The organism is Actinomadura vinacea (assembly GCF_039532545.1).
Classification (GTDB): domain Bacteria; phylum Actinomycetota; class Actinomycetes; order Streptosporangiales; family Streptosporangiaceae; genus Spirillospora; species Spirillospora vinacea.
Genome location: NZ_BAAARW010000039.1, coordinates 438,408 through 450,913, shown reverse-complemented (window position 1 = coordinate 450,913; position 12,506 = coordinate 438,408). Strand labels below are relative to the sequence as shown.

General features: G+C 71.9%; 11 protein-coding genes. All 11 read right to left on the bottom strand.

All coding sequences use genetic code 11. The annotated features are described in order from the left end of the window. Positions 1-57 precede the first annotated feature (57 nt). The 11 genes from ABD340_RS43340 to ABD340_RS43290 all read right to left on the bottom strand — a co-directional run bounded on the left by ABD340_RS43340 (position 58) and on the right by ABD340_RS43290 (position 12,430). Complete coding sequence (locus tag ABD340_RS43340; RefSeq protein ID WP_344597427.1) at positions 58-1,284, bottom strand: cytochrome P450; 1,227 nt, start codon at positions 1,282-1,284, stop codon at positions 58-60. 16 nt (positions 1,285-1,300) lie between these two features. Continuing rightward, positions 1,301-2,938: an FAD-dependent oxidoreductase gene (locus ABD340_RS43335; protein ID WP_344597426.1), complete on the bottom strand. Its 1,638-nt coding sequence runs from the start codon at positions 2,936-2,938 to the stop codon at positions 1,301-1,303. 114 nt (positions 2,939-3,052) lie between these two features. Next, a complete protein-coding gene (locus tag ABD340_RS43330; RefSeq protein WP_344597425.1) occupies positions 3,053-4,573 on the bottom strand; it encodes a class I adenylate-forming enzyme family protein in 1,521 nt (506 codons plus the stop codon). 149 nt (positions 4,574-4,722) lie between these two features. Then, the gene (locus ABD340_RS43325) at positions 4,723-5,688 is read right to left on the bottom strand and encodes a GNAT family N-acetyltransferase (protein ID WP_344597424.1); all 966 of its coding nucleotides are present in this window, start codon (positions 5,686-5,688) and stop codon (positions 4,723-4,725) included. After that, the gene (locus ABD340_RS43320; RefSeq protein WP_344597423.1) at positions 5,685-6,851 is read right to left on the bottom strand and encodes an aromatic ring-hydroxylating oxygenase subunit alpha; all 1,167 of its coding nucleotides are present in this window, start codon (positions 6,849-6,851) and stop codon (positions 5,685-5,687) included. The genes ABD340_RS43325 and ABD340_RS43320 overlap by 4 nt, the downstream gene beginning before the upstream one ends. A gap of 49 nt (positions 6,852-6,900) precedes the next feature. Next, entirely contained in the window at positions 6,901-7,113 is a 213-nt protein-coding gene (locus tag ABD340_RS43315) for a ferredoxin (protein WP_344597422.1), read from the bottom strand. Between the two features lie 163 nt (positions 7,114-7,276). After that, positions 7,277-7,627 (bottom strand): aldehyde dehydrogenase family protein, encoded by a 351-nt coding sequence (locus tag ABD340_RS43310; RefSeq protein WP_344597421.1) that lies wholly within the window; start codon positions 7,625-7,627, stop codon positions 7,277-7,279. Positions 7,628-7,830: 203 nt separating this feature from the next. Beyond that, positions 7,831-9,015: a thiolase C-terminal domain-containing protein gene (locus ABD340_RS43305; RefSeq protein ID WP_344597420.1), complete on the bottom strand. Its 1,185-nt coding sequence runs from the start codon at positions 9,013-9,015 to the stop codon at positions 7,831-7,833. Beyond that, positions 9,012-9,434: a Zn-ribbon domain-containing OB-fold protein gene (locus ABD340_RS43300; RefSeq protein ID WP_344597418.1), complete on the bottom strand. Its 423-nt coding sequence runs from the start codon at positions 9,432-9,434 to the stop codon at positions 9,012-9,014. The genes ABD340_RS43305 and ABD340_RS43300 overlap by 4 nt, the downstream gene beginning before the upstream one ends. Continuing rightward, a complete protein-coding gene (locus ABD340_RS43295; protein WP_344597416.1) occupies positions 9,431-9,736 on the bottom strand; it encodes a hypothetical protein in 306 nt (101 codons plus the stop codon). The genes ABD340_RS43300 and ABD340_RS43295 overlap by 4 nt, the downstream gene beginning before the upstream one ends. Positions 9,737-10,336: 600 nt before the next feature. Beyond that, positions 10,337-12,430 (bottom strand): molybdopterin-containing oxidoreductase family protein, encoded by a 2,094-nt coding sequence (locus ABD340_RS43290; RefSeq protein WP_344597414.1) that lies wholly within the window; start codon positions 12,428-12,430, stop codon positions 10,337-10,339. Positions 12,431-12,506: the final 76 nt, after the last annotated feature.

The window sequence follows — 12,506 nt, the reverse complement described above, 5'->3', positions numbered from 1 at the left end:
GCCCGACGACTCATGTCCAATATTGACATGAAACATCGATTGATATTCGAATCGATATCACCGCTGGTTGTCGCGCGGGGTGACGTGGTCGTACTCGATGTCGAGGTGGCGCGGGCCTCTCAGGGTCGAGCTGGGACGGTACGCAGGCGGGTCGGCGACGAGGCGGGGGTTCACCAGCCGGCGCGCGAGTTCGCCGAGCGCGATCTGGGCCTCGAGCCGGGCCAGCGGAGCGCCGAAGCAGTGGTGCACGCCACCGCCGAAGCCGAGGTGCTGGTTGTAGGCGCGATCGGGGTTGAAGCGGTCCGGGTCCTGCACATGCGCCGGGTCCCGGCTGCCCGAGGCGAGGGCGAGGACGATCGAGGAGCCCTTGGGGATGGTGACGCCCGCGACGGTGATGTCGTCGAGGGCCACGCGCTGCGGCAGGAACTGCACCGGCGGTTCGAAGCGCAGCAGCTCCTCGACGGTATGGACGACCAGGTCCGGCTCCTTGCGCAGCCGTTCGAGCAGCCATGGGTTGCGCAGCATGGTGAGCATGCCGTTCGTGACGAGATTGACCGTGGTCTCGTGCCCGGCGACCAGCAGCATCGCGGCGGTCGTGATCACCTCGGTCGCCGACATCGGGCCGTCCGGGCCATCGTCGGTGACCAGGCCGGAGAGCAGGTCGTCCCCGGGGTCCCGGCGGTGGGCCTCGGCGAGCTCGCCCAGGTACCGTCCCAGCGCGAGCACGGCGGCCTGGCGCCTCCGGGCCCGCTCGGCCATGTCGCCCTCGCCCGGGCCGAGGGTCTCCACGATCTCCTCCGCCCACACGTGGAAGCGGGGCTCGTCCTCGCGCGGCACCCCGAGCAGGCGGCAGATCACCGTCACGGGGAACGGGTAGGCGATGTCGTCGACGATGTCGGCCCGCTTCCGGTCCGCGATGCCGTCGATCAGGCCCGTGATGATCTCGAGCAGTTCGGCCCGCATGCCGTCGACCTTGCCCGGCGCGTGGGGCGGCCCGAAATGCCGCATCGTCAGGCGCCGGAGCCGGTCGTGCTCGGGCGGGTCGAGACCGATGAAGGCGGCCGGCAGGCCCTCCGCCGCGGCGGGCGGGTGCGCCAGATTGCGGCGGTCGGAGCTGACCCGGGGATCGTGCAGCAGCGCGACGATCTCCCGGTAGGTGCTGACGACGTAGCTGCCGTCCTCCTGCCGCGACACCGGTGTCCCGCGGAGCTCGGCGTACAGCGGGTAGGGGTCGGCCCGGTTGGAGAACTGGTGGATCTGCTCATAGATGCCGGCCGGCTCCACGGCGCCTCCCCATGTACTAGGTCTCGTCGCCGAAGCGGTCACTGATCCCGTCGGGGACCGAGATGCGACGTTCGGCCGGATCGTGGCCGGTCACCACCACGGTCGCTCCTTCGGCCGGGACGATCCGCGGCGGCACCTCGGCCGGGACGGGACGGGCCCCGTCGCTCCGGCCGACCATGCGGAAGTCGGGCGGGAACGGCGCGGCACGCTCGATCAGGCCCTGGTAGAAGTCCAGCCACATCGCCTGGTCGAAGGTGACCGCGGCGGTGATCCGGCCCCGGTAGCCGTAGGCGGCGACGAACCGGCGCTCGGCCACCGAGCCCTGCGCGATCACGACCTCGTCGGCGAAGGTCGGCACGCCGACCGACTTGATGTTGGTGCCGAATTGGTTGGACCAGAAGACCGGCAGCGCCAGATGCGGCCAGCGGTGGGCCTGGTCGCTGATCATGTTGTGGGCGGCGATCTCGCCCTGCGCGACGGCGTTGCCCCAATGCTCGAGCGACATGAACTGGTAGTGGTAGACCGGATGCGGGAACCGCGCGACGTCACCGGCGACGAACACGTCGTCGGTGACCAGGCCGTTGATGTCCACGGCGCGGCAGCCCGCGTCGGTGGCCACCCCCCACGCGCCGACCGCCAGCCCCGAGTCCCGCAGCCACTCGACGTTGCGGACGGCGCCCAGCGCGACCACCGCCACGTCGGCCTCGACCGTGCCGCCGCCGGTCAGCCTTGCCCCGCGCAGCCGTCCGTCCGCGTCGCCTTCCAGCGCCGCGACCTTGACCCCGCAGCGCAGGTCCACGCCGGACGCGCGCTGCATGTCCGCCGCGACCGCGCCGATCACCCCGCCCAGCGCGCCGAACAGCGGAGCGGGTCCCGATTCGACGACGGTCACCGGCAGATCGAGCTCGCGGCAGGCCGACGCCACCTCCGATCCGGTGAAGCCCGCCCCGATGACCAGGACCCGGCGGACGCCGCCGGCCAGTCGGCGGCGCAGCCGCTCGGCCTCCTCCAGGGTTCGCAGGACGTACACGCCGTCGAGCGCGGCCTCGGCCTCGTCCGGCCACGGCCGGGCCCGCGAGCCGGTGGCGATCAGCACCTTGTCGAAGCCGATCCTGCGGCCGTCGGCGAGGCGCACCTGCTTGGCGGCCAGGTCCAGCCCGGTCGCCGGGGTCCCCGGCAGCCACTCGACATCGATCTTGCGCAGATGGGGCAGCATGGTGCGCTCGGCGGCGACCCGGCCGGTCAGCACCTGCTTGGACAGCGGGGGGCGGTCGTACGGCTGGTGCGGCTCGTCCCCGATCAGGGTCAGCGAGCCGGTGAAGCCGTCCCGGCGCAGCACCCCGGCGGCCCGGCCGCCCGCCAGGGACGCGCCGACGATGACGATGCGGCCGTCGCGTTTGAACTCGTCCTGACCGCCCGTAGGCGAGGGTGGCAGTTCGGGCCGGACGGTCCTGTGCTGGGTGACCAGCCGGTCGACATGGAGTGCCTGGACGGGACAGGCCGCCGCCGCCCGAAGTACACGCTCGCGCTGTTCGTCATCCGGGTCGGTGTCGTACACCAGCGCTTCCTGGCCGTGCATCGTGAACACGTCCGGAGCCAGGAAGGCGCACTGCCCGTACCCCTGGCAGCGCGTGAGATCGACGACGACTCGCACAGCGACGACCTACCCGGAGGCCCCGCGGCAGAAATCCGTTGCAAATTAATTGATTGGGCATTTCGGGCTCATATGGAGGTCATTCGCGGCCGGCGCGACGAACGCGGACGGGGCTCAGCGCACCTTGGGGTGGGTTTTCGGCACGTCGGCGTAGGTCTCGCGCAACTCCCGTTTGGCGATCTTCCCGCTGGCCATGCGCGGCAGATCGGACTCGGCGAAGACCACGTAGCGGGGCACCTTGTAGTCGGCCAGCCGGGCGTCGCAGTGCGCGACGACCTCGGCCTCGGTCAGCGTGCCGGCGGCGCGGATCAGCGCCGCGGGCGTCTCGCCGAACTCGGGGTCGGCGACGGCGATGACCGCGACCTCCCCCACCTGCGGCAGCTCCTGGAGAATGCTCTCGATCTCCAGCGGCGCGATGTTGAGCCCACCGGAGATGATCATGTCCTTGATGCGATCGACGAAGGTCAGGTAGCCGTGCTCGTCCAGGACGCCCATGTCGCCGGTGCGCAGCCAGCCGTCGACGAGGGCGGCGTTGGTCGCCTCCTCGTTGCGCCAGTAGCCGGGCATCATGCCGGGGCCGCGCAGCAGGATCTCGCCGGGCACGCCGGGCGGGCAGTCGGCACCGCCGGAGTCGACCACCCGGATCCTGGTGAAGATGCCGCCCCAGCCGCACTTCTCGGGGTGCGCGGCGGCCTCGTCGCGCGGCATCACGGTCGCCGAGCCGCCGATCTCGGTCTGCCCGTAGATCTGCCGGAGCGAGACGCCCTTCTCCTGCCAGACGCGCAGCAGGTCCACCGGTACCCGGGCGCCGCCGCAGTGCGCGGTGGTGACGCTGGACAGGTCGGCCTCGGCGAAGCCGGGGGCGGCGGCGATCCGCTCGAAGACGATGGGCGGGCCGGTGAGCGTGGTCGCCTTCTTGTCGGCGATCACCTGGACGGCCCTGGCCGGGTCGAGCGACGGCTGGAGCAGCAACGTGCCGCCGTGCAGCAGTGTGCGGGCCAGGCCCCAGATGACGCCGGCGGCGGTGAAAAGCGGCAGCACCATCAGGACGCGGAGCCCGTTCGGCTCGATCGGCTCGATCAGGGACCACTCGTGCATCTCGCCGGCGATCGTGGCATGGGTGAAGACCACGCCCTTCGGCCGCCCGGTCGTGCCGCTGGTGAAGACGATCGCCGTCGGGTCGGACGGCTCGCCGACCGGGGCGGCGACCGCGTCGTGGCCGGCGCCGCACAGCTTCGCGACGTCCTCCAGGGCGCCGATCCCGAACGTCGGCCGTGCCCGGTGGACCTCCTCCAGCCGCTCGCGGAGCGCGGCGTCGCAGTAGACGACGGCCGGCTCGCAGTCCTCGACCAGGGCGGCCAGCTCGCGGGCCAGCATCCGCTGGTTGAACGGGGCGACGATCGCGCCGAGCCGCCAGGCGCCCAGGGCCACCGCGCACCACTCCAGGCTGTTGGCGCCCAGGACGGAGACCCGGTCGCCGGGGCCGACGCCCTTGGCGCGAAGGTCGGCCGCCACGCCGTCGGCCCAGCCCGACAGCGCCCGATGGCCGATCGCGTCGCCGTCGAAGTCGATCGCGACGGCATCGGGCGCGACTCGGGCCCACCAGACCAGTGCGTCGTTGACCGATCCGCTCATGGAACCTCCTACGCCTTCCGCGCGGGGGCGGCCGCGATGTGCCCCACCTAACAGCGAAATTAATCTAAAGCCATTAGACAATGCCCGCAATACCCCGAGCGGGATTCTTGGCGTTTTCGCAGATCGTCACGGCTTTTCGGGACACTTTGTCAGGACTCGGAGGTGAACGCGATCGGCGACCGCAGGGTGTACCGCACATCGGTCCGGTCGTGCGTGAACCCCAGGGAGCGCGCCTCGTGCACCAGCGGCCGGTTCCGGGCGTCGACCGCGATCGCCCCGGCGCGCAGCCCCGCGTCGCGCAGCCGTTCGAGGCCGGCGACGAGCAGCGCCCGGATCAGCGGATCCTCCTCGCGGCCTTCGCGGCCTTGCCGCGTGGCGACGGCGACCAGCCTGCCCGCGGCGCCGAAATCGGTCCGCTCACCCGGCCGCGGGTCGATCCACACCGCGCCGTCCGGGGCCTCGCCGCTCCCGCTGATCAGCACCTGGGCGTCGGAGGGCGGCAGGTGACGCCGTCCGCTCGCGGCCCAGAGCGCGGCCGCCGCCGTGCGCCCGGCCGCGCCGGGGGCTTCACGGACGCCGGGGCCGCCCGGTTCCGCGCCCGTGCCGATCGCGCGTCCTTCGCGCAGCGGGATCAGCAACCGCCATTCGCGCCGTTCCGGCACGATCCCGAGGCACCGGAACCGCAGCGACAGGCGCAGCGCGGCGGGATGATCCCCGCGGGCCCACACCCGCAGCACCGGCGCCCCGCTCCGCTGCGGACCGTCCTCCCCGCCGGGGTCCAGCCCCATCTTCTCCAGCAGCAGCGTGGTGATGCCGCGGGAGCGGTAGCCGGGCCGGACGACGTAGGAGAGCTCTCCGGCCCCGCCGTCCGCATCGCGCGGCGGCTCGACCCGCAGGTAGGCCGCCAGGCTCGGGACCGCCGGGGCGTCCACGCCGGAACGCTCGTCGGGCAGCAGCCAGACCAGCAGCCGGCGGGTTCCGGGCTCGACCGGGTCCTCCGCGGAGAGCCGCGGGAAGCCGGCCTCCTCGTCCTCGCGGGCCGCCCCGGCGAGCATCTCCCGCAGTTCGGCCTCGACGCCGGGTTCCAGATCCGTGTACCAGGCGAAGTCGATCACGAGGTCAGCCTGCGCAGCTCGCGGTGGAAGATCTGGTTGACCACCTCGTTGCGGCCCAGCAGCATCCCGCCGGCGCTCGCGCTCGCCATCCCGGCCTGCGAGCCGCGCAGCAGGGGGAAGTCCTCCCGGTGCAGGACCGCGATGAGGATCTTCCAGTTCTTCTCCCAGAGGTGGTTCCAGCGGTCCTCGTCGAGGCCGGACGTCTCGACCGGGGGGACGATCAGCCGCATCTCCATCCGGCAGCGCCCGGGCTCGGACGGGTGCGGGCGGAAGGTCAGCAGCTGGAAATGGTCGGGCTGGCGCAGCAGCGTGCTGTTGGGGAGCAGGAAGTGGGTCTCGGTGACGTACTTCGACAGGTCCTCGTCGGCGGCGGGCGGCTCCTCCAGGAACCTGTCGATCGTCTTGCGCGGCGCGATGAACCTGGCGTGCCTGCCGAAGTCCTCGACGGCCATGACGTTGGTGTGGATGTGCTTGGCCGCGGTGTTGGGGTGGGCGTACTGGATGTGGTAGCCGTCCAGGAACGCGTCCTGCATGATCTTCCAGTTGACCGGCTCGTCGAAGCCCTCGGCCCGGAAGCAGACGTGGCCCTCGATGCCGTGGCCGCCGAGGATCTCGTCCATCTCCGGGCCGAGCCAGGACGCGACGTCGATCCGCGCGCCGGCGTCGTCGACGACCCAGACGAAACCGTGCCGTTCCTCGGTGGGCAGCTCGATCAGCCCGTGCTCGGACCGGTCGATCTCGCCGAACGTGCCGTCCCGGGTGATCGCGCGCAGCGAGCCGTCGAGGTCGTACGACCATCGGTGGTAGCCGCAGGAGAACAGCCGGCACCGACCCTTCTCCCGGTCCTCCAGCAGCGCGCCGCGGTGGCGGCAGAGATTGACGAAGGTCTTCACCGAGCCGTCCCTCTGGCGGACGATGATCACCTGGTTGCGCGGCGTCCGCAGCGTCATGAAGTCGCCCGGCTTCGGCAGTTCGCCGCCGTGCGCCACGATGGACGGGACCCGGCCGAACACCCTGTCCCGCTCGGCCCGCGCGATCTCGGGATCGGTGAACTCCTCCGGCCCGAACGGACGGACGGCGTCGAACTCGTCGGTGGTGTCATGGCGCAGATGATCCAGCGTCCGGCGGATCCGCTCGTTCTTCGGGACAAGGGATTGCGTCATCGCCGCCTCCTGATCGCGTCCTCTTTCTCTAATCCTAACCCCATAAGGTTTAGTTGTGTCCCTCGGAAACCCGCAGCGTGAGTGCGCGTTCCGGGCAGCCGCGGACGAGCGAGCCGGCCCGGTCCAGCAGCGACTCGGGCAGCGGGTCGGCGACCACGACCGGGTCGCCCTGGTCATCGCAGTCCACGATCTCCGGCGCGGCGCCGTAGCAGAGGCCGTGCCCGGCGCACGCGCCGCGGTCGATCATCAGATGCCGATCCATCCGGCGACATCCCCTTTCCCTTGAAAACGCGCCGCATACCACCGGAAAGGGTGATCAAACAAGGGCGGCCGCGATTTTAATTTCATATACCTTATAGCTTTAGATTGGCCGAGGGCAACGCCGCGGCCCGGGGTCCCGCGAGCCGGCCGCAGGTAGACCGCTTTCAGCGCGAGGTACGGAGCCAGTCCCTCGGGGCCGAGTTCGCGGCCGAGCCCGCTCGCCTTGACAACCCCATCTCCGCGGTCACGAGCCGTCCGATCTCCTCGATCCGCGACTCCAGGATGCCCAGCGCGCGCTCCAGGATCCCGGCCCGCTCGGCGGCGGACAGGCCGCGCCACGCGCCGCCGTCGAAGGCGCGCCGCGCCGCCCGGGCGGCCGCGTCGACGTCGTCGGGGCCCGCGTCGGGCACCTCCGCGATGACCTCCTCGGTCGACGGGGAGACGACGGCGATCCGGGCGGCCGCGGCCGGCCTGCGCCACTCGCCGCCGATCAGAAGCTCTTCTCGAACGGTCATGTCCATCCCCTTCGCGCACGGTTGACCGGGAGTTTTTAGCCTATAAGCATTAGATTAACATTCATCGGCGGAGATTACCCGGCGCCGCGCGAGACAAGGAGAACGCTGTGGAGAGCGACCTTTTCGAGAGCGACCACGACCGCCAAGGCCAGGCTGTGGGCGACCGAGCTCCAGCGCGACCTGATCGGGCGGCCGTGTGACCGTCAGAGCACCTCTTCGCGGCCGAACACCACCGAGCCGACCAGCGGCGCCATCGGCCCGCCGATGAACAGCGAGGTGCCGGCCCCGGCCACCTGGTTCACCGAGGTGCCGCGCACCTGCCGGACCGCCTCGACGGCCAGCCCCATCCCGTTGACGAAGGAGTCGGCGATGTTGCCGCCGCCGGTGTTCACCGGCAGCCGGCCGCCCTGGGCGATGAGGTTCTCGAAGACGAGGACCTCGCCGGCGGCCGGTCCCGGCGGGCAGAGCCCGTGGTCGATCAGCGACGCCACGGCCGGTCCGCTGAAGTTCTCGTACACCTGGACGACGTCGATGTCGTCCGGCTTCAGCCCGGTGGCGTCCCAGAGCCGCCCCGCGACGCCCCGGCAGTCCGGGCGCTCCCCGAACCCGGCGGTGGCGTAGGCGGTGTCGTTCTCGGTCAGCGAGGAGTAGCCGCCCGGCGCGCCCTGCGCCCCGCCGATCACGTACGCCGGGTCTGGGCACAGCTCGCGGGCCCGCTCGGCGGAGACGAGGACCAGGGCCACCGCGCCGTCGCTCTCCCGCGAGCAGTCGAACAGCCGGAAGGGCTCCACGATCATCCGGGCGGCGGCGTACCCCTCCTCGTCGAGGGGGCGTCCGTGGCCCGCCGCGGTCGGGTTGTTCTGCGCGTGGTGGTAGGCGGCGAGCACCAGGGCGCGCTGGGCGCTCGCGGGAACGCCCTCGTGCTCCAGCATCCGCTGGGTGCGCAGCGCGCAGACCTGGGCCGGCGCGCCGACGCCATGGGCCAGGTAATGGTTGTCGTAGAAGTACTCGGCGTAGCCGAGGCGCCCGGTGTCCCGCTGGGCCATGGACCGGAAGGCGACGACGCACTCGGCCTGGCCGGCCGCGATCGCCGTGGCGGCGGTGGTGACGGCGGCGGCCGCGCCGCCCCCTCCCCCGCCCCACACCATGGTCGACCAGTGCAGCTCGCGGATGCCGAGGTCGGCGCCCAGGACCGGGCCGCTGAGGTCGCCGCCGGCGTAGGAGACGAAGCCGTCGAGCTCGCGCGGCGAGATCCCCGCGTCCCGGCACGCCTCGAGAACGGCCTCCAGCGCCAGCCGGTGCTCGCCGTCCGGGGCCCGGCCGCGCTTGTAGTGCAGATCAGCGACGCCGACGACCGCCGCCGCGCCCCGCATCGAGGACGGGCTCATGCCGGTGCCCCTTCCCCGCGCCGCCACCGCAGCAGCGGCCACTCGGCGCCGGCGGGCGTGTCGACGTACCCGGTCAGCCGGTCGCCGATGCGCACCTCGGCGTCGTCGTCGCCGGTCAGCAGGCCGAGCAGCCGCACGCCTCCGGCCTGCGGCAGCGCCACGACCACCGACACGTAGGGGACGAGGTCGGCGAACTCCGCAATGTAGGGATGGTGCGTGCGGCACCACGAGTAGACCGTGCCGGTCGGAGGGACTCTCTCCCAGCCGAGCTCGAAGCCGTGGCAGTTGGGGCATATCCGGCGCGGGCCCCACAGCCACGTCCGGCAGCCGGCGCAGCGCTGGATCCGCAGCTCGCCCTCGCGCAGCCCCTCCCAGTAGGCCGCGTCGAAGCCGTCCCCGGCCGGACCGCAGGGGATCACGAGGCGTCCTCGACCGGGAAGTTCTCCAGCCGGGCCGCCAGCCACACGCCGTCGTGCTCCTCCCAGATGGAGCGGAGCCCGATCCCGCCCTCCGGGGTGACGTAGACGGTCTCGCCGATCCAGACCTCGCCGTCCCGCCGGACGTCGACGATCCGCAGCGAGTGCACGGTGCGGCCGGGGACGGTGACCCCGTCGAACACGTGCGGCAGGTTCTCCTGGACCATCTCGGCGAGGGCGGACTTGAGATCCCCCTTGAGGACGTGCTGGACGTGCCTCTCGTACCGGGCACGGAAGTCGGACATGGACGCTCCTTGTCGTGCGGACGCCCACCCAGCCTAACGATATTAGATTATTTCGGACAAGAACCCGCGGACGGGTACCGCCAGCACCGGACCTTGAGATTTAAATCTAATGTCATTAGGATTAACCCAGTCTCACGAAAGGCCGGGCATGACAGGCTGGAACTACGCCGACGTCCTGGAGGCGGTGGCGCTCGCGCACCCCGCACGCCCCGCGCTGATCCACGGAGATCGGCGGTCGACCTGGGCGGAGTTCAGCCCGGCGGGCGGGGCGGCTCCGGTTTCGTCCACCGGCACCTGCGCGTCGGGGACGCCGTGGAGGTCCGCGGCCCGCGTAACAACTTCCGGCTGGTGGACGCGCCCGGTTATGCGTTCGTCGCGGGCGGGATCGGCATCACGCCGCTGCTGCCGATGATCCGCCGGGTCGCGGCGGGGGGTGCTGTCCGGCACGCCCGACCACCGCGACAGCCTGCTGACCGACGCCGAACGGGCCGAGGGCGATGTGATCTTCCCGTGGGCCGCCTCCCCGAAGCTGGTACTGGACCTGTGACCGGCCTGTCCGGTGCGGATCTCCCCCGGCAGGCCGCTGAGCAGGCCGTCCGGTCAGGCCGGATGGATCTCGACGGGTATCCCGGTCAGCCTGGCCATGTTCGACTCGGGCTCGTAGCTGCCGGGTCCGTGCGGCATCAGCCGGTTCACGTTCACCCCCGGCCGTTCACGGGAGAGCCGCAGCCCCGGCTGCAGGCCCCAGCCGTGCTCCATGGCGACCACGCCCTGGCGCAGGCCGGGATCGACCGCGGCCGTCGCCCTGACCTCTCCCCAGGCAGTGCGCACCACCACCTCGTCGCCCGCGGCGATGCCGAGCCGTCCGACGTCCGCCGGGTTCAGGGTGAGCGGGTTGCGGTCCCGGGCGCCGCGCTTCATCTCGGGCACGTTGGCGTACCAGGAGTTCTGCGACTTCGCGTCCCGCCCGGCGATCAGCTTGAGCACGTCCGGCGGCTCGGCCGACAGCTCATCGAAGATCCGGGCGCAGCGCTCCACCGCGGCGTCGAACACCGCCGGGCGGCAGTCGACCCGGCCGTCCGCGGTCTGCAGGCAACGGGCGAACAGCTCGCCCGGCTCCGCGTCGCCCACCGCGACGCCGTGCGGCTCCGCCATCACCTCGGACCGGGTCAGGCCGCCCGCGGCGAGCATGTGGTCGACCCGCGACCACCGGGCGGCGTCGGGATCGGCCGCGTCGAGCACGGAGGGCAGTCCCATCTCCTGCGCGATCCGGGCGAGGATCCACCACTCCTCGCGCCGCTCGTGCCGGGGCTCGACCACGGCGGGCGTCCACTGGACGAAGGTGCTGTGCTGCATGCCGAGGTTCGAGATGTTCACGTCCGCCCGCTCGAACATGTCGGCGGCGGGCAGCAGCCAGTCCGCGTGCTCGCCGGTGGCGTTGGGATAGAGGTCGATCACGACCAGCAGTTCGAGCGCGTCCAGGGCCCGCCGCAGGCGCTCCTCCCCGGGAAGGGTGAGCAGCGGGTTCCCGGCGATCACCACCAGGGCCCGGATCGGCTCCGCGGCGTCCAGGACGTGGTCGGCGAGCAGCGCGCCGGGCAGGTGGCCGCGGCGCATCGGGCCGAACTCGCCGTCCACGAGGTCGGCCGCCAAGTCGCCGCGGGCCTTGCGGGTGGACGGATAGACCTCGCGGCCCGCGATGTTGCCGCCCGCCCGGTCCAGGTTGCCGGTGACGAGCACGAGCATCGTCATCAGCCAGTACGCGAGCATGCCCTGGCGGCCCATGTTCACGCCCGTCGACATGTGGGCGGCGGCGCGCGGCGCGGCGGCGAACTCGGCGGCGAGCGCCCGGATGTCCGCGGCGTCGACGCCGCAGACGCCCGCGACGCGCTCCGGCGGGTAGTCCCGGACGAAGGCGCGCAGGCCGTCGAGATTCGACCCCTGCGCCGCGGCCTCGGGCGCGAAGCCGCGGGTCCGGTCGATCTCGTGGATCAGGGCGGCGAGCAGGTAGACGTCGGTGTCGGGCCTGATCGGCACGGTGGCACCGGTCCGCGGGCCCGCCGACTCGGTCTCCCTGGGGTTGACGAACCAGATCCGCGTGCCCCGGGCCGCGGCCTCGGTGAGCTCCCGGTAGGCGTTGGGGAGCACCACGAAGCTGCCCTTGCTCACCCGCCAGTTCGACCCGAGCAAAAGCAGCGCGTCGGTGCGCCGGACGTCCGGAAGCGGATGCAGCGCCGAGGTGCCGAACATCGCCGTGGCCGCCGCGAACTTGTTGCTGCAGTCCTGGGTCGCGGAGTTGAACACCCGGGTGACGCCCATCCGGTGGAACGGCTCGGGCGTCCCGATCCCGACCTGGGAGTTGAAACTCGCCGGATTGCCCATGTAGAGCCCGATGCTCTGGGGCCCGTACCGCTCCAGCAGCGAGGAGAGCCCGGCGGCGACACCGCTGACCGCGTCGTCCCAGCTCCGGGCGGTCAGCTCGGCGCCGACCCGGTGCAGGGGGCGGTCGAGGCGGTCCGGGTCGCGGTGGATCTCGGCGCCCGCCAGGCCCTTCCGGCAGGCGAAGCCGCGCGAGACCGGATGCCCGCGGTCGGGTTCGAGCGAGGCCAGGGCGCCGTCGACGACGGTGGCGACCAGCCCGCACGCCGGCTCGCAGACCCGGCAGTAGGTTGCCGTCCGGACTGTTCCCGACATTCCTTCCGCCCTCCTGTCGGCACACAATAACCTAAAGGTAATAGTTAACGGTGAAACCGGCAAGCGGCCGCGACCG